Annotated in this window: 15 protein-coding genes; 6 read left to right on the forward strand and 9 right to left on the reverse strand. The window is 41.0% G+C overall.

Translation table 11 applies throughout. The annotated features are described in order from the left end of the window. The first annotated feature begins 59 nt into the window (after positions 1-59). Complete coding sequence (locus C9J12_RS11125; RefSeq protein WP_107242780.1) at positions 60-1421, forward strand: L-serine ammonia-lyase; 1362 nt, start codon at positions 60-62, stop codon at positions 1419-1421. Between the two features lie 114 nt (positions 1422-1535). Here the strand turns inward: C9J12_RS11125 and C9J12_RS11130 are convergent, their stop codons facing one another. Next, positions 1536-2501 (reverse strand): ADP-ribosylglycohydrolase family protein, encoded by a 966-nt coding sequence (locus C9J12_RS11130; protein ID WP_107242781.1) that lies wholly within the window; start codon positions 2499-2501, stop codon positions 1536-1538. Between the two features lie 117 nt (positions 2502-2618). Here C9J12_RS11130 and C9J12_RS11135 point away from each other — a divergent pair, with 117 nt between their 5' ends. After that, a complete protein-coding gene (locus tag C9J12_RS11135; RefSeq protein ID WP_227876331.1) occupies positions 2619-2843 on the forward strand; it encodes a hypothetical protein in 225 nt (74 codons plus the stop codon). Positions 2844-2956: 113 nt separating this feature from the next. On the opposite strand, the gene C9J12_RS11140 is transcribed toward C9J12_RS11135, so the two are convergent. The 4 genes from C9J12_RS11140 to C9J12_RS11155 form a co-directional block, all read right to left on the reverse strand. Continuing rightward, complete coding sequence (locus tag C9J12_RS11140; protein WP_011219083.1) at positions 2957-3550, reverse strand: acetate uptake transporter; 594 nt, start codon at positions 3548-3550, stop codon at positions 2957-2959. Positions 3551-4006: 456 nt separating this feature from the next. Continuing rightward, on the reverse strand, positions 4007-5224 hold the full coding sequence (locus C9J12_RS11145; protein ID WP_107242782.1) for a hypothetical protein: 1218 nt from the start codon (positions 5222-5224) through the stop codon (positions 4007-4009). A 145-nt stretch (positions 5225-5369) separates the two neighbouring features. Continuing rightward, a complete protein-coding gene (gene nfsA, locus C9J12_RS11150) occupies positions 5370-6095 on the reverse strand; it encodes an oxygen-insensitive NADPH nitroreductase (protein WP_107242783.1) in 726 nt (241 codons plus the stop codon). Between the two features lie 195 nt (positions 6096-6290). Further along, complete coding sequence (locus C9J12_RS11155; protein ID WP_107242784.1) at positions 6291-7469, reverse strand: iron-containing alcohol dehydrogenase; 1179 nt, start codon at positions 7467-7469, stop codon at positions 6291-6293. Between the two features lie 422 nt (positions 7470-7891). Between C9J12_RS11155 and C9J12_RS11160 the strand changes: the two genes are divergently transcribed. From C9J12_RS11160 to C9J12_RS11175, 4 genes are all read left to right on the forward strand, one after another. Next, complete coding sequence (locus C9J12_RS11160) at positions 7892-8155, forward strand: GrxA family glutaredoxin (RefSeq protein WP_107242785.1); 264 nt, start codon at positions 7892-7894, stop codon at positions 8153-8155. A gap of 295 nt (positions 8156-8450) precedes the next feature. After that, the gene (locus tag C9J12_RS11165; protein WP_107242786.1) at positions 8451-10133 is read left to right on the forward strand and encodes an aspartate:alanine antiporter; all 1683 of its coding nucleotides are present in this window, start codon (positions 8451-8453) and stop codon (positions 10131-10133) included. Positions 10134-10363: 230 nt separating this feature from the next. Further along, on the forward strand, positions 10364-11038 hold the full coding sequence (locus tag C9J12_RS11170; protein ID WP_107242787.1) for a response regulator: 675 nt from the start codon (positions 10364-10366) through the stop codon (positions 11036-11038). Then, positions 11035-12381 (forward strand): ATP-binding protein, encoded by a 1347-nt coding sequence (locus tag C9J12_RS11175; protein ID WP_107242788.1) that lies wholly within the window; start codon positions 11035-11037, stop codon positions 12379-12381. The genes C9J12_RS11170 and C9J12_RS11175 overlap by 4 nt, the downstream gene beginning before the upstream one ends. A gap of 72 nt (positions 12382-12453) precedes the next feature. Here C9J12_RS11175 and fabV read toward each other — a convergent pair whose 3' ends face one another. The 4 genes from fabV to C9J12_RS11200 form a co-directional block, all read right to left on the reverse strand. Continuing rightward, positions 12454-13656 (reverse strand): enoyl-ACP reductase FabV, encoded by a 1203-nt coding sequence (gene fabV, locus C9J12_RS11180; protein ID WP_107242789.1) that lies wholly within the window; start codon positions 13654-13656, stop codon positions 12454-12456. 251 nt (positions 13657-13907) lie between these two features. Further along, positions 13908-16184 carry an acyl-CoA dehydrogenase gene (locus tag C9J12_RS11190; RefSeq protein ID WP_107242791.1) on the reverse strand — a complete coding sequence of 759 codons (2277 nt, stop codon included), beginning with the start codon at positions 16182-16184 and terminating at the stop codon, positions 13908-13910. Positions 16185-16248: 64 nt separating this feature from the next. After that, positions 16249-16923 carry a TetR/AcrR family transcriptional regulator gene (locus C9J12_RS11195; RefSeq protein ID WP_107242792.1) on the reverse strand — a complete coding sequence of 225 codons (675 nt, stop codon included), beginning with the start codon at positions 16921-16923 and terminating at the stop codon, positions 16249-16251. 577 nt (positions 16924-17500) lie between these two features. Beyond that, positions 17501-18625: a M20 family metallopeptidase gene (locus tag C9J12_RS11200; protein WP_107242793.1), complete on the reverse strand. Its 1125-nt coding sequence runs from the start codon at positions 18623-18625 to the stop codon at positions 17501-17503. Positions 18626-18881 lie beyond the last annotated feature (256 nt).

Raw genomic sequence — 18881 nt, forward strand, 5'->3', positions numbered from 1 at the left:
AAAAACTATGACAGTCTTGGCCGGAGGCAAGATCGCTTCCCCCGACTGAGGTAATACGCATGATCAGTGTTTTTGATATCTACAAAATTGGTGTGGGTCCTTCCAGTTCACACACTGTTGGTCCAATGAAAGCAGGTAAGGAATTTATTGATGACTTACGCGCTATGGGCAAATTACGAGATATAACCAAAATTACCGTTGACGTTTATGGCTCTCTTTCTCTAACTGGCAAAGGTCACCATACAGACATTGCTATCATCATGGGTCTTGCAGGCAATAGTCCTGAACATGTTGATATTGATAGCATTCCTGGTTTTATCGCTCGTGTAGAAGAAACAGAACGCTTACCTGTTGGCATGCACTGCCATACAGTAGAGTTTCCTCGTGAAGGAGGTATGAATTTTCATACAACTTATCTTTCTCTTCACGAAAATGGTATGACAATCAACGCTTGGATTGGCGATGACGTGTCGTACACCAAAACTTATTATTCAATCGGTGGTGGTTTCATCGTCGACGAAGAAAACTTTGGCAAAGAACAAGTTTCAAGCCTCAAAGTACCTTACATGTACACTAAGGCTGAAGGCCTTCTTGCACACTGTAAAGAAAATGGCCTTTCTGTTAGCGCACTTGTTATGGCTAACGAACGTGCGATGAATACTGACGATGAGATTAATACTTACTTCGCAAATATCTGGAAAGCTATGCGTGAATGTATGGAACGCGGTATGAATGTAGAAGGTATTCTGCCTGGTCCACTACGTGTGCCACGTCGTGCAGCAGCACTTCGCCAACAACTAATAACGACGGAAAACCTAAGCACTGATCCGATGACAGTTGTTGATTGGGTTAACATGTACGCATTTGCTGTAAACGAAGAAAATGCAGCAGGTGGTCGTGTTGTTACTGCACCAACAAATGGCGCGTGTGGCATCATTCCTGCGGTACTGGCTTACTACGATAAGTTCATCCAGAATGTTGGCCCTAAAGATTACACACGCTACTTTGCAGCTTCTGGTGCAATTGGTGGTCTTTATAAGCGTAATGCATCTATCTCTGGTGCTGAAGTAGGCTGCCAGGGCGAAGTGGGCGTAGCATGTTCAATGGCTGCAGCGGGCCTTGCTGAACTGATGGGCGGTAGCCCTGATCAAGTTTGTATGGCAGCTGAAATCGCGATGGAGCATAACTTAGGTCTAACATGTGATCCTGTTGCTGGTCAGGTACAGGTTCCATGTATCGAGCGTAACGGTATTGCAGCAGTGAAAGCAATTAACGCATGTCGTATGGCACTACGTCGTTCTTCGGAACCTCGTGTTTCACTTGATAAAGTAATTGAAACAATGCTGGCAACAGGCAAAGACATGAACGCTAAATACCGCGAGACTTCTCTAGGTGGTCTGGCTATTAAAGTTCTCTGCTAAATCCGTCACTGTTTAATATTAAAAGCCACCCGTTACTCATCAGTAACGGGTGGCTTTTAAGTTGCAACGGTAGCGGATTACATTGGCTACCGTGCTTCATTCTTTTATAAAAAGCTAACTTTTTGCAGCCTTCAACAATGCCTCAATATCTTCAGCGAGAGCCTCTCCACTTTGCAATGTGGTGAGCCATGAGATAGGTATCCCCTTTTCATCACCAAAACCATAACATGCACCAGCAAGTGCCCCAATCAAGATCCCACGCCCGCACGTATCACCTGAAACCTGAATATTTTTCATTATCGCTTCAGTATAGCTTTCACTGTTTTGTAGAATCCAAGCTGCCATGGGGACACTATCTTTTAAATGACATGCAGGGCTAATGAGTGAAAAAACATGAGTGAGATCGTTAACGTCCCCATCTAATAATCGCACTTTTTCAATCAGGTCTTGAATTTCAATCGGTGATTTCACCTTTAGTACATTCAGTACAGGCTCCATTCGCCGTGAACGCAGTGCTTCATTCAATGCGCTTGCAAATGCTTTGGCTGTTGCTAACGCCAGTTCATTTTGATGCGTAATCCCTACAATACGGTCGATTTCTTGCTCTAACTGTTCTGACGGGTATTTAAGCGCAACCAATGCAGGAATCGCACACAGTGCTGGGTTTTGATCATCTTCACTACTGCCAGAGTCTTCAGGCCAATCATCAGGCTCGAGTGAAAATAAGGTCAATAATAACGCTTTCGTTGGGCTATCAACGTAGCCAATGAAATCACCACCAGGACCAAAGTAATCAAGAATATGTTGCTGAATTTGATGCGTACTTATCTCTGGTTCCGCAAGTAAACGTATATACAATGCCAACCATTCACCGTAAGCGGTTAACTCACCCGCCGTTAAGCTATCATGAGCGTAATAGCCTTCAACGTCTTTGTAATGCAGCGCATTGGGTTCAATAAAGGGAAAGTGTGATAATTCAGATAGCGTTTTAATTCGCTCAGGTGAATAAATCCAATGCGTCCCCATACTTGCAGCATCGGCAACTAGCGCACCAATAAGGGCAGCGTAACGCTGAGCCATAACTCCTCCTTAAATTTGCTTTAGGGATGGTGTTTTTCTGATTGCTTTCTTATCGCATATCGATATTTTGTTGTAAAAAACACCAATTTCTCGTTCAACAGCTCTAAGCATAGCGTATTGGGCGATCTGCGATTAGAACAATGCTTCCTAAAACAAGCTCATGTCGATATTTTTAATGTCTTTCGATTTAATTATGATGAGATGATTGCGCGTTTAATAACGGTAGATCCGAAGCATCAGTGGATCGTCGGTGATATGGCGAAGGCACTATTTACAGCACAATCAACATTGCGCCGTCACCTTGCTAAAGAAGGGTTATCGTTTAGCCAGTTAATGTTGTGAATCCTTTAAACGTAAGTATGACGTTACCCCATCACAGTAAAGAGCCAAAATTCAGATACAAAAAAACCTCGTCTAGCAAATCACTAGTACGAGGTTTTTTCTATCGCGAAAGATTAAGCAGCAGCTTTTAAGCTTACTTTTTCTTTCTTCAATTCACCAACAGGTAGAATTGTACGACCGTATTCGTTGTTCAATACTTGTGCCATTGCAAAGTAAATTGCACTTGCGCCACAAAAAATACCTTCGATACCAGCAATTGTACCGATTAGCTCGCTACCAGTGAAATCACGTGCAGCAAGAAGGAAGAATAATACCGTTAAAGAACCAAATACAACCTGCTTAGCACGTGGGTAGCAAAGAGAACCAACGAACATAAATGCAGTAAATACACCCCAAAGGCCTAAGTACCAACCCATGAAGTGTGCAGGGCTCGCATCCGCTAGGCCCATCTTAGGCATAACTATAAGGCCAACAAGTGTTAACCAGAATAGACCGTAAGAAGTAAATGCTGTAGTACCAAATGTATCACCACGCTTAAAGCACATCATGCCAACAAGCACTTGACCGATACCACCGTAGAAAATACCCATAGCAAGAATCATAGAGTCAATCGGGAAAAAGCCCGCATTGTGGATATTTAAAAGGATTGTGGTCATACCAAAACCCATTAAGCCTAATGGCGCTGGGTTAGCTAGTTTTGTGGACATTTAGTTCCCCTACAGGAGTAAAATTCAAAAAAATCAATAAAAATTCAAAAATGGATGCATTACAAATGCGCCGCGCATTCTAATGGATGCTGAAGAGTAGATCAATCCCAATTATGGCGAAAATTCAACCAAAGATAAAAAAAATAGATTTAGAAATACGAGAAGTAACGCGGTGGTGTTAATGGGATGTTCGGCAATTGTACAAACAGTCAAAACCCACAAAGCACCTCTACATAAGCAACTGTAAGTTAATGGTAAAAAAATATATGAAACAAACTCACCTCTCACTTTAAAACAACAAAAAACACACATTTGAAGTACTGAGTTTATAATTGATTTTTTGTTACTAATTCTAAATACAGGCTGTCGTTAATGAGTAACATAAGAAAGTTGATAATACGTAGAAACAAAAAAAGTAGCCATTGGCTACTTTTCTGTTCATATTTGTACAATTAGTTACTCTGAAATTTCAACCTCTGCATTCTTTGCTGCATTAATTGGTATTTCAAGTTCTGCATTGCCATTTTGCTGAGTCGCTACACTTTCATCAATGCTTGGTGCAGGCTTAGCTTCTAGCCGTAATTGTTGAATCTGTTGTTTCTGAGCTTCCACTAGCTTTGTTAACGCTGTTACCTGCTCTATAGATGTGTCGTTATTTTTATCATCAGCGTAGTATGGCTGTGTTTGAATAAAGTTACTCTTGCGTGCAGATAAAACGCCTTCTGTAATCAACTTCGCTTGTGATCTTATTGGCTGATTGCGCAGATCTTGATTATCTAGAGCACGAGAAATACGCAGTAACTTATTTTCTATTTCTAGAATGAAATTTTCATAGTCATCTTTGCTGCGATCTCGTAGACCTTTCACTTCAAGCGCAATATGAGCGGCATGATCAAGTTCAAATTGAATCTCGATAACTTTCTTATCAATGGCTTTAAAATTTCGAGGCGTTAAATCAATAATACGATTACCGTCAGTAATTTCTGTTTCAACACGAGAGTAACTTAACGGCGCATAATAACGCACATCATTTCTACGTAGATCACGCAGCTTCGTCTCAAGTGGTGCAATATAAATCTTCTTTACTGTTTTAATTTCTAAGCTAAAGCTACGCTCTAAAAATTCTTCTTGCTCTTCTCGGGCATCAGAAACATCATCATTATCTATATAATTGAACAGCTTAGCATAAAAACGGTTTAGCCTTGTATATTCACTACGATAATAACGCGCAGCATCTAAAGAATTAAGGTAAGCCATTTGCTTTATCGCTGGTGCAAGAACCCTGTCTGACTTAACTTTTAGTTTATCTAGCTTAGTCAACGTTATCTGTGCTTGATTAATTTCGTCTAAAAAACGTTCAAGATAAGTCGCCGATGAAAAAATAGAGTAGCTTTTAAATGCCGTCTCAGGTGAACCTGCAAAGCTTTGATAAATCGAATCTGCTTTTTTCCAATGCGCTTGAACAACATCATATTTATTGGGTGAATAGAGCTGTAAATGCTCAATACTTTGTATTTTTTCCTGCCAATTTTGGTAAATATTTTGTGCGTTTTTGACTGCATCGCCAGTATTGATGGCCGATGTTACAGCTTGTCCATTGTCAGGAGTGCTTCCGCAAGCACTAAGCAATGCTGTCAACACAAGAGCAACTGCCACTTTTCCCGTATAGTTCATATTCTTTATCCGATATTCTTACTTATTATTATCTTCTGTGTAATTTATTGATTATATAAGCTAAACCTATTAATAAGGTTAAAATAAAGTCAAAAATTAATGCTATCACACATGATATTTATTGTGTATTAAGTGTATCTGACTATCACTTTGTACTAAAGCCTTTACTATTAATAAAGCCTTTCATAAATGGTCGAGCCTCTTTATTTAGGGCATCGGTAATTTGTTCTGACCAAGACATTTCTTTATTTCCACCAGTACGGTTTCTGTAATATTCACGCACTTCTTCATCGTAATTTTGTAATTCAGGCTGATTAAGCACCTGTTGATACTGCTCTTGATGCACGATAATCGATTGCGGTAAACGCGGTTTAATTTCCGGATTTTGAGACGGGTAACCCAGGCATAACCCAAAAAGTGGAATCACATGCTGAGGCAACGCTAAAACATCAGCCACTGCTTCTGGGTTATTACGAAGACCACCAATATACACGCCGCCTAACCCCATAGATTCTGCAGCTAATAAACAATTTTGAGCCATAAGAGCTGCATCAACAGCCCCAATAAGCGTTTGCTCTGTAAAACCTAACTGCGCTTCTGGGTGAATTTGTTGGTGGCGATTAAAATCTGCACAAAAAACAAGAAACTCTGCTGCAGTCTCAACATAAGGTTGACCACCCGCTAAGTGTGCTAATTTTTGACGCGTATCAGATTGAGTAACACGAATAATACTGACACATTGTATGAAGCTCGATGTCGATGCTGCTATTGCACAATCGAGTAGAGACGATAGTAGTTCTGCATCAATAGCTTGATCGGTAAACTGACGAATAGAACGGTGTTGCAGAATAGTGTCGATCGTTTGATTCATGGACATCCTTATCACATTTATAATGGCACTTTACCAAGAGATAAACGACCAATGGTTCATTGACGTTTACATCCACCAGCTGAATCTTTCTTTCCCCACAGAATAAGACTAGTGATAGATCAATTAATTCAACTTAATCTATCACAAATACAAATAAATAGGATTATTGAGCAAATTATTCGCATCTATTGCTCATTATACTTGGTTCGAGATATCAACTTTGCATTCCTGACATATTTGCTCAAGAATACCTTGTAAACGCTCTTTATTTAACGGCAATGGATTTCCTTTTATTGCATTAGATAATAATGCGTCTTCTGCCACTTCATCAAACAGGGTATCGCACAATCCATATTCAGAGACAGGTGGCAAATTTAAACGCTCTAACGTTCGCTTTGTCCAAGCAATGCCATCTGCAATATCGGCATCTGTCCTACCTGTCAGAATACAAGCTAACTGCCGATAACGATTGAGTATATCGGCTCGTCCAGCCTCTCTTGCCGCCAACACATTCTCTTGCATTACATACGGCGCAAGTTGCGCTGTAATCAAGCCATGTGGCGCACTCAGCCTGCCCCCTAACGATGAGGCTAACCCATGTGCTGCACCTAACTTGGCATTAGCTAATGCCATTCCTCCTAACATTGCCGCAAATGACATATCAGAGCGCGCACGAGGATCATCATCTTCACAGGCAGACACAATAGCACCCGCTAATCGCCGCAACCCTTCTTCACATACCATATCGGTAAGCGGATTAGGCGCACCACAGACATAAGCTTCCATTAAATGAGTGAACGCATCCATACCGCAGCATCCCGACATAACAGGATCCATACCATAGGTTAATGTCGGATCGATGATCGCTAAATCGGGTAACATATCAGCGCTTCTTAGGCTCACTTTTACATTTTCTTGGGCTGAACGAAGCACGGCATTTTTACTGACTTCAGAGCCTGTTCCTGAGGTCGTGGGAATCGCAATGAATGGCAAGGGTTTAGCTTGAAGCGGTACATTACGTCCAACCACTTCCACATAGTCATAAACACTGCCTTGATTAGGGATCAATGCAGCAAGGGCTTTACCTGCATCAAGTACACTCCCACCACCGATAGAAATCACCATATCAGGTCGAAAACGCCTACCCATTGCAGCCATTTCTTCAATCATTGCAATAAGAGGCTCACCCAATACAGCCACTTGCTGATAACGCATGTTTTGTTGCTTTAAATAATTAACTAAAGGTTCAGAGCGCTGATTATCTTTCCCTGTTACCAATAAAACACTGTAACCAAATTGATTAAATGTAGAGAATGAGTTGATTAACGCCCCTTCACCAAAAACAATCCTTGACGATGTCATAAACTGAAACATAGGTACTCCATTACACAAACTACAATACAAATTTGAATAATCACCTGAAACTCAGTCGTGTTACTAAAATTGCATGTACTATCTGACTGCTTTACTTAACTGAAAATAAGTGAGTATTTAAATTGATAAGCATATTCCTAAGTTAGTATTACGGAATATTAGTTACTTATTTTGATTCTGAACAATATTTGACCGCTATAAAATTTCAACTTGAAGGAATAAGTTCTTCGTCACATAAAATATTGATGAACCACACAAATATATGTCATGAAAGTGACGCTTAATTAGCATGTTAGCGTGCCTTTTTAGATGTATATAAAAAACGTCAATCGGTTTTATCTATCAGAGTAAGAGATAAAACCCGCTTTCTCATCGGTCGTTGGCAAGTTATAGTAAACACAATAAATTTGAGGAGAGATATTATGTTCGTTGTTATTTTTGGTCGTCCTGGTTGCCCATTCTGTGTTCGTGCAAAAGACCTTGCTGAAAAACTAAAAGAAGAGCGCGACGATTTTAATTTCCGTTACGTAGACATTCATGCGGAAGGCATCAGTAAATCTGACCTAGAAAAAACGGTTGGTAAACCTGTTGAAACAGTTCCTCAAATTTTTGTTGACCAAGACCACGTTGGTGGCTACACAGAATTTGAAGTATACGCAAAAGAAAACCTAAGCCTTTTTCAATAATCGCAAACAGTAAACAACAGCGTAATAGTTGTTAGAAAAATCAATAGGGCTGATCTTTCAGCCCTTTTTAATACTCTTAATTTCCTACCTTCTACTTTACCCCCACCAAATGATACGAAGATATTAGGGCTATAACACACGATGAACGTTAAGATAAGCAGAAAGCATAACTTTATCTAATAGCTATTCTAAGAAAAAAATAATCGAATAAATGTGGAATTCTGATATGACAAATCTCTAAAATCAGCTAGAATTTCGTCACTTTTGTTGTGTTCCCCTTCCCGGAAAATATGTTGTGAATATCGATGTAGCATCCCTTCTCCATCAGAATGATATCCTGTTGCTTTTTGTTGTTCTCGCTGTTGGTCTAAGTTTTGGTAAAATTCGTTTTGCTAAGATGCAAATAGGCAATTCTATTGGTGTTTTACTGACTGCCATACTGTTCGGTAATGCCGGATTTACCTTTAATACTGAAGCATTAAATATTGGTTTTATGCTGTTTATTTTTTGTGTGGGTATAGAGGCTGGCCCCAACTTTTTTGGTATTTTCTTCCGAGACGGTAAACACTACCTTTTACTCGCCCTTGTTGTGCTGCTTTCCGCCATAGCTATCACTTTAACCATGACTCATTATCTTGGGCTTGATATAGGTTTGGCGACAGGCTTAATGGCTGGTTCATTGACAGCAACGCCTGTTCTTGTAGGTGCAAAAGACGCATTGAATTCTGGATTATCTGGCATTAGCGATCCTGATATCATCAAACAAACCATTGATAGCCTAAGCGTTGGTTATGCGATGTCTTATTTGATGGGCTTAATCAGTCTTATTTTTCTCGCTAAACTAATGCCTAAATTACAGAAACAAGACCTGGCTGAATCGTCGCAACAAATTGCCCGTGAACGCGGTATTGGTGAAGTGGGACAGCGTAAAGTATATTTACCGATCATTCGCGCTTACCGTGTTGGCCCTGAGCTTATTAACTGGATTGATAGTCGTAACTTACGTGAGTTGGGCATCTACCGCCAAACAGGCTGCTACATCGAACGCGTACGGCGAAACGGTATATTAGCTAACCCTGATGGCGATGCTATTTTACAAGAAGGAGATGAGATTGCCTTGGTGGGTTACCCAGACAGCCACGCACGTTTGGATCCCAGCTTTCGAAACGGAAAAGAAGTTTTCGACCGTGATCTTCTCGACCTTCGTATTGTTGAAGAAGAGATTGTAGTTAAGAATGACAACATCTCTGGCAAACGACTATCTGAGCTAAATTTATCAGAATACGGCTGTTTCTTGAACCGTGTTGTTCGCGCTCAAATAGAAATGCCGATGGACCATAATATTCTTTTGAATAAAGGGGATATTTTGCAAGTCAGTGGAGAGAAAAGTCGAGTACTTGGCCTTGCTGAGCGTATTGGTTTTATCTCAATTCACAGTCAAATTGCCGATCTATTAGCATTCTGCTGTTTTTTCATCATCGGGCTACTTATCGGTTCGATTACATTAGCATTTGGTCACGTTGCATTTGGTTTAGGTAGTGCCGCAGGGCTTCTGATTGCAGGTATTACATTAGGATTTCTACGTGCTAACCACCCTACTTTTGGCTATGTACCCCAAGGTGCGCTTAATATGGCGAAAGATCTTGGTTTAATGGTCTTCATGGTAGGAATTGGTTTGAGTGCGGGTTCTAATTTATTCGATTCATTTGCACATATTGGCCCTATGGTCTTAGTCACCAGCTTAATGGTGAGTGTGATCCCTGTTGTATTGGCATACCTGTTTGGTGCTTACGTACTAAAGATGAACCGTGCACTTTTATTTGGTGCCATCATTGGTGCTCGAACTTGTGCACCTGCGATGGATATGATCAATGAACATGCTCGAAGCACAATTCCAGCTTTAGGCTATGCTGGTACTTATGCCATTGCCAACGTACTGTTAACGATTGCTGGTACGTTAATCATCATCATGAATTAATGATGGGTATATGATTTCATGGCTTTTCTCTATTAATTCACACGTCGTTTTAATAGAAAGAGCCATGATTTAAGGTCTGTAATTGTTGCTAAACGATGCAAAAATGATTTGTTATCGCTAAAATTTAATGAGTCAGCGTCTATTCAGTCACATTCCCTACACTTAATCTCGCAAGCTTCTTTTCTATTAAGTATATTCATTAGATATATTTATCTTTGGTAATCAAAATTATGCGAATCCTAATTGTCGAAGATGATCAAATTCTGAGTCATCATCTAAAATCTCAACTCAGTGAATTGGGTCATCAAGTCCAATGTGCAGGCACAGCCGAAGAAGGTCTGTTTTTTGCACAAAATTATCCTAATGATATTGCGGTTGTCGATATAGGTTTGCCTGATCGTGACGGAATAAGTTTGATAAAAGATATGCGAAAAAAAGGGCTTCGCTTACCTGTTCTCATTTTAACAGCGCGTGCCAATTGGCAAGATAAAGTAACAGGTCTAGAAGCGGGTGCTGATGATTATTTAGTTAAGCCGTTTCAAAAAGAAGAGATGGTTGCTCGTTTAAGTGCTTTAGTTCGTCGTAGTGCTGGCTTTGTAAAACCAGAAATGTCTGCGGGTGATATCCGTGTCGATTTACTAGCAAAGCAAGTGTTTGTCGGTGAGAACCTACTTGAGCTAACGGCATTTGAATATGATTTACTTGAATATCTCATGCGCCATAGCCGTCAGGTTGTTTCTAAGCAACGCTTACTGGATGTGCTTTATGAAGATCAAGAAGGTGATCCAAACACTATCGAGGTAATGATAAGCCGACTACGTAAGAAGTTCATGGCAACAGGACAAGATAACCCTATTACGACCATTCGTGGTCAGGGTTACATTTTTGAGCTGCAAGCTCAATGAAGACCGTCATTCTTCAACCTCGCCTTCGACGCCGGGTTTTAGTGACATCTGTAGCAATCATTGTATTAATAACCTCTGCACTTGCAGGGGTTATTAACCAGCTCTACTCACAAAGTTATATGGCTTCTTATTCTTCAGAGTTAGTGGCCCAGATGCCAATGGTTGTGGCACAACTTAATCGAGCTGGATTGATTAAAGATGTCGATAAGTGGATAGATTCTGTCGACCCTTCCGACAGTGATTACATGTCTGTCGTTTGTGATCAAAATGACAATACGGTATGGCTTTCTGATGAAGCTAAAACCGTAAATCTAGCAGACATATGCCGCAATCTACCAGAAGAAATACCCACACCGACATTGATTAAACTACCCGATGAAAGCAGCTACATTGCTTATAACCTGAGTCGAGACCGTGAACGTGGCACTATTTATCAATTAGTCGTACTTCGCCCAGCAGGGCCCTACGAGGCATCGCTCACGCAACTGCATAAACGCACGACCTTTTATTTAGGTTTATTTGTTCTTATTGCCATCGCATTTTTAATTGCCGCATTTCATTGGAGTTTTCAACCATTACGTCGACTGGCTACACAGCTTGATCAAATGACAGATGCTAAACGCGACAGCCTTGATAGTGACTTCCCAGTGGAGTTACAAGATATCACCCTTGCCTTAAACCGCTTAATTCGAATCAGTAATGACCAAAAAGGACGTTATCGCCATTCGATGGATGATTTAGCCCATAGCCTTAAAACACGTCTTGCAGCAACCAATGCCCTACTAGACGACAGAGACATTTCACGTGCTGAATTAAACCAACGGGTACTCGAACAAATCAGCCAAATGGACAATTTGGTTCAGTACCAGCTAAAGCGTGCAATGATGGGTCAGCAAGGGTTACAGAAAGACAAAACGGAGCTTAAACCCGCTATAGATAGCTTTTCTCGTATGCTCAGTAAGATATATGCCGATAAGCAGGTAAAATTCTCCGAGAGCTTCGACACATCGTTAAAATTACCGATTAATCGTGACGATCTCATGGAGCTACTCGGTAATATTTTGGAAAATGCTTACCGTTTTTGTATCAGTGAAGTACGCATTAATGTCGCAGAGTATAGCGACCATTATATCATTCGTATTGAAGATGATGGGCCAGGTGTGACACCTGATATGCGAGAAGCAATCTTCCAGCGTGGTGTTCGTGCTGATCAACTCAATCCCGGTCAAGGTATTGGTCTATCGGTTTGTCATGAGATAGTAGAAAGTTATCAAGGCCAAATTCATGTAGAAACAGCAAGCATAGAAGGCGCTGCCTTTATCATTAATTTACCGAAAAGCTGATGCTGTCGACCTTCGTATTTCCAAATAAAAAAACCGCCAAATTTAGGCGGTTTTTTTACACATTGGATATGACTAGATGCTTTCTACATCAAATTCAATCAGTGTATTAACGTCTATATCATAATCAATAGAATCAATACCGAAGCCGAATAGTTTAATGAACTCGTCTTTATATTCCTGATAATCAGCAACTTCAAACAAGTTTTCATTGGTTACACTAGACCATAAGTCACGACAGTGCTTCTGGATATCTTCACGCAGTTCCCAATCGTCAAGACGTAAACGATTTTCTTCGTCTACTTCAGGTGCTGTACCATCAGCCTTGTACAAACGTTGAGTGAACATACGATAGATTTGCTGCATACAGCCTTCATGCACACCTTCTTCACGCATCTTCTTAAAGACCATTGCGATATAAAGTGGCATGACTGGAATAGCAGAACTTGCCTGAGTAACAACACTCTTCAATACGGCAACATTCGCTGAACCGCCAGTAGCAGATAGCTTATTATTTAATTCTGATGCTGCACGATCAAGGTCCATCTTCGCCTTGCCTAGTGCGCCATGCCAGTAGATAGGCCAAGTAATTTCAGTACCAATGTAGCTGTAAGCAACGGTCTTACAACCATCAGCTAAAACACCCGCTTCAGATAATGCATTAATCCAAAGCTCCCAATCCTGACCGCCCATTACGGTAACGGTATCAGCGATTTCTTGCTCTGTTGCAGGCTCGATGCTTGCTTCAATTAATACATCTTTGTTCGTATCAACGGCTGTTGCTGTGTATGTTTCACCCATTGGTTTTAGGCTTGAACGTACAACTTCACCCGTTTCAGGCATTTTACGAACAGGTGATGCTAACGAATACACCACCATATCAATCTGACCTAAGTCGGCTTTGATCAGATCAATTGTTTTCTGTTTCGCTTCATGAGAGAAAGCATCGCCATTCAAGCTCTTAGAATAAAGACCTTCTTCTTTAGCCAATTTGTCGAATGCTGCTGAGTTATACCAACCTGCTGTACCTGGTTTTTTCTCTGTACCTGGCTTTTCAAAGAAAACACCAATAGTTGCTGCATCACCACCGAATGCCGCAGCAATACGTGATGACAAACCGTAACCACTAGAAGAGCCTACAACAAGTACACGCTTAGGTGCATTTGCAATTGGGCCTTGAGCTTTAGTGTATGCGATTTGCTCTTTAACGTTCTCTTCACAACCCACTGGGTGCGCTGTTGTACAAATAAATCCACGAATTTTAGGTTTGATGATCATCTTCAACTTCCCTTACATAATTGACTGTAGGATAAAAGGTTACTGGCAACTTCGCATTATTTTTATGTCTAAAAGCTGAAAAAAACACAGTGGTTGGAGGTGTTATACCATTATAGGTAAGTAAATGATCAGATCGTTGCGCAAAAAAAAAGTGCCATGCAATCGATTTTTCAATCCTTGCATGACACATGGGAGACACCAGGTTTATTATTCTTTTAAAGAGTTACTGAACACAAATGGCACAATAACTCTTAAGCCGCCTTTCCTGGTTGCAGACCACTTTTTTTGAATTTATCAGCATCAAAGTTATCCACTTGGATCGCTTGCTGTCTCAACTGGTCAGCATTGTGCATTTTTTCAACTTCTACTTCTGTGACAATACCCGCACCCAGCGCGATTTGTAATTTTTCTGTTAATGAAACTTTGCGCGGGATCTCACCTGCCTTCGTTGCTTTTACCAATTTACGCTCAATATCTTTCACGCTGTACATGGCAACAAACGCACGTTCCATAATCGCAACCGGATCTGACTCTTTATCGCCTACGTAGCAGAGACTCGTTAAACGCTCGCGATGTGCACCTGGAGTCATAAGTAGTTTTGCAATTTGAACCGTTACTTCATCACTCGGTGCGTCATAACGAATACCAAGCGGGAATAGAATGGTACGCAATGTACGACCTACCCCTTTACGTGGGAAATTGTTAAGCACTTCATGAAAGGCAACGCCACACTGGTGTAAACAATGTTGTAGCGCGTAATGCACCATCGGAAGATCTTGCTGTTGACGACCTTCATCTTCAAAACGCTTCAAGGTTGCAGAGGCTAAATACAAGTGGCTCAGTACATCACCCAATCGTGCTGATACCAGCTCACGACGCTTTAACTCACCACCAAGACTCAACATTGCAAAGTCAGCAGCAACGGCTAGTGCCTTACTCATACGTGATAAATGGCGATAATAAACCGCGGTTTCACCACTAACAGGTGCTGAATTGAATCGTGAACCTGTAAATGCATTCAATACTGACTTCGCGACATTACCCACCGCAAAACTGATGTGTTTCGATAGCAAGCTATCAAATTCTTTTGCACCTTGCTTAGCATCAGGGTTCGCAGCAGATTCCATTTCTTTCAGCACAAATGGGTGACAACGCGTAGCCCCTTGACCAAAGATCATTAAGTTTCGGGTCAGAATATTTGCGCCTTCAACGGTAATCGCAACAGGGATACCGAAGTAATGGTGGCCTAAGTAGTTCATAGGCCCAAGCTGAATCGCACGTCCGGCATGAATATCCATCGAGTCATTCAAAATTGTACGTGCCATTTCCGTCATATGGTATTTAGCAATCGCCGTAACAATTCCGGGAGTTTCACCTTGATCCAACGACGTTGTTGTTAACGTTCGAGACGCTTCTAACATATAGGTGTAACCACCAATACGTCCCATTGCTTGTGCTACGCCTTCAAAGTTACCAATCGACATACCGAATTGCTTACGCACGTAGGAATATGCTCCCGTTGTACGTGCGGTTAGGTGACCAATTGCGGCCCCTAACGCGGGTAATGAAATACCACGACCAGCAGATAGACACTCCACCAGCATACGCCAGCCGCGACCCACATATTCTTGCCCACCAATAACCCAATCCATCGGAATAAAAACATCTTGCCCACGTGTAGGACCATTCATGAATGCCATATTCAATGGATCGTGACGTTCACCAATCTCAACACCTTGGTGATCTGCCGGAATCAAGGCACAAGTAATACCAATATCCGTTTTATCACCAATCAAACCATCAGGGTCTTGCAGCTTGAACGCAAGACCTAATACGGTTGCAACGGGTGAAAGGGTGATATAGCGCTTGTTCCAGCTAACCTTAATACCCAGTACTTCTTTACCTTGGTGTTCGCCGTAACAAACAATACCCATATCAGGTATACCACCAGCATCTGAACCCGCTTCAGGACCTGTTAATGCAAAACAAGGGACTTCTTCGCCATGCGCTAAGCGTGGTAACCAATAGTCTTTTTGCTCTTGCGTGCCATAATGAGACAATAACTCACCAGGACCTAACGAATTAGGCACCATAACAGTGACTGCCGCACTTAAACTGCGCGTAGCAATTTTTGTTACGATCGTAGAGTTAGCCAGTGATGAAAAATTCAAACCACCATATTCTTTACTAATAATTAGCGAGAAAAACTTTTCTTTTCGTAGATACGCCCATACCTCTGGCGAAAGATCTTTGTCTTCCTGAACAATTTCATAATCGTTCAGCATCTCCAATAAAGTTTCGAGCTTTGTATCGATAAACGTTTGCTCTTCATCCGTGAGCTTTGGCTTGGGGTAAGTCAGCAAAGTATTCCAATTAGGTGAACCACTAAACAACTCTCCATCCCACCACACACTACCTGCTTCCATCGCTTCTCGCTCTGTATCAGATAATGGTGGCAGCACTTTTTTAAACATTTTAAAAGCGGGATCACTGATGTAGCGTTGACGCAAATTAGTTAAAGTGCTCATTTTTCAGGTCCTTTTGTTTCATTTATCGTTATTATTAATGTAGGGGTACGTTAAATCATTCGAGTTACTCTGTGCCGGTTTTAGGAGATGAAACTAAAGACAAACCTTGTTCGATAGGTGCAGCAACACCCGCCGCTAAATAAGGGACTAAACGATCAATAAGATCTTCAGTTTCAACTTTGCAGGAAAAATCATTTTCAGCGATTTCGCACAATGCTTTACTTGATGCCATGGTAAATACTGCTGCACCCAGCGTGAAATGCAGGCGCCAAAAAAGCGTTTCAGGATCAAGTGAAGGATTTGCACGGCATACCGCGCTCGTAAAAAGGGTTAACACATCGTTGTAACGCGTTATGATAAACCAGCGTAAGTGGCCTTGAACATCGGTGTAACCTCGTCCAATCAACGACATAAAGATAGTAGTGCCACAAGGGCGGTAATCATTCAATGATGATAAAGGCTGTTTTGCACAACGAAAAACATCTTCCATTGTAATTTCATCGTGCTTGAGTAACGCTTCCAATTCATTTTTAAGCGAAGGCATGAATTGTTCTAAATAGCGACTAAGTACGGCTCTGACCAGAGTTTTCTTATCACCATAATGATAATTTACTGAAGCTAAATTAACGCCAGCTTTACTTGTTATCGTTCTTAATGAGGTTTCTTTGAATCCATGCTCAGCAAATAGCAGTTCAGCAGCATCCAAAATACGACCTTTTGTTTCTCCCTTTCCTGCCATTTCATTCACCCGTATTAAACACATGTTTGAACTTTACATCCCGACAACATATTTAACAAGTTAAAATCAATTAAATAACGTTCGTTTTACGTATCCGATATGGGAATACATCCTAAAATGTGACAGTGATCTTTTACTTACCAAAAAGAAAACGTATATAGAAGCTTATACATCTAGGTACTTTTTATTGAGCAGAGAAAGGCAAGACGCGGAAAGACTAAATCGGTGAGTTATCAATAACTAGCAATGATATTTATTTCCTGCAGGCATAGGTATCAATTTTACTATTATATTTTTTTGTAAAAAGATCACTTTTTTGGGAACAAATACTGGACTCGCAGGTCTTATATTATGCCACTGCTTTTTCTTAGAAGACATTCTTCATAACCCGTCCCTTTATAGAGATGGGTTTTCTTTATTTAGTGTCTAAATAACCTCAGCTCGGGATAATTGAAGCCGCTCAGCATTGTCCTTTTCGCGCCTTACTGCGTTAAAATCACCGCAATAGACTAGGTTGAGGTTAAATAAAAAAACCTCTAAAAAGAGGCTTTTCAATGGTTTATATGTAGATAACGTATTAGATACGTTTTAATACATTGGCTAATAACTGGATACGAGGCTGAATAGAATGAATAAGCAAATATTCTTTATCGCTATGGAAGCCAGCCCCCATAGGACCAAAACCATCTAACGTCGGTATGCCAAGAGCGGCAGTAAAGTTACCATCAGAACCACCACCTGCATCTTCCCAACCATACGTCAGTTCTAATTTCTCTGCCTCTTCACTCACCAATTTGATGAGTGCTTCGGTGTCTGCTGTTGGCTGCATCGATGGCTTAAAAGTGACACGATTTACAGTTACGCTTGCCCCTTTTTCAAAAGGATTTTCCGCCATTTCACGTAACGTTTTATCAATCGCTTCCGCTTCTTCTGTATTCCAGAAACGCAGATCAACAATGGCTTTTGCGTAATCAGGCACAACATTAACAGCCATGCCCCCTTCAATAACCCCCACATTCATCGTGGTGCCAGTACTCAGATTAACCATATCTTTAATTGCCAACGACCAATGGCTTAGCTCATAAATAGCAGAAATACCATCAGCTAAAGCGGAACCTGCATGAGAAGCAACCCCATGAAATTCAAGTTCATATTTAGCGTTACCCTTACGTGATCGAATAAGGTTTCCAGTCGGTCGTGACGCTTCACACACTAATACTTGGCGACTTTGACGTGCAATGGTTTCTAACCATTCGCGAGAATATAAAGAACCGATCTCTTCATCGCAATTTAAGGCAACGACAATTGATAGCCGGTCTAACTCTTCAAGCGTCATCGCCTGTAAAGCATACCACGCACTCAATATGCCAGATTTCATATCGGTGACACCTGGGCCGTATGCTTTCTCGTCATCATATGTCATCGGACGATTAGCGACAGTACCTTCAGGAAAGACGGTATCCATATGACCGCTTAACATCACGTCATAGAATTGCGCGTCAGGCTTATTGGTTATTTTTAGGCAAGGACCAGCATCATTATGTAATTGAAAACGCTCAACATGAAACCCAATTTGTTCAAACATTGGTGTCAACACATCAGCAATTTTAGCTACGCCAGATGGTGTACGCGTACCACAATCGATATTTACAAGTTGTTTTAGCTGGTTTAAATAGGTATCTAGGTCAAGATTCAGAGCCATTTTGCTCTCCTTCAATACGTCGTAGACCACGACTGGCACATTTAATTGTAGAAAGGCGGTGCCAGACAGAAAAGGGATTTAGGACATCATATAGATATGATCCCCAAGTTACCTCAAGCGAGAATTCTGAATCCAACGTGTTGAGGTAGCTTGATGATAATGTGCCAGAGCACTCGTTGCTATGCTCTGATTTGCATCATATGTTTCCAATAAAAAACACTTCACCTAAATGAAATGACAATATTAATTAAATCGT

Source organism: Photobacterium frigidiphilum, assembly GCF_003025615.1.
GTDB lineage: Bacteria > Pseudomonadota > Gammaproteobacteria > Enterobacterales > Vibrionaceae > Photobacterium > Photobacterium frigidiphilum.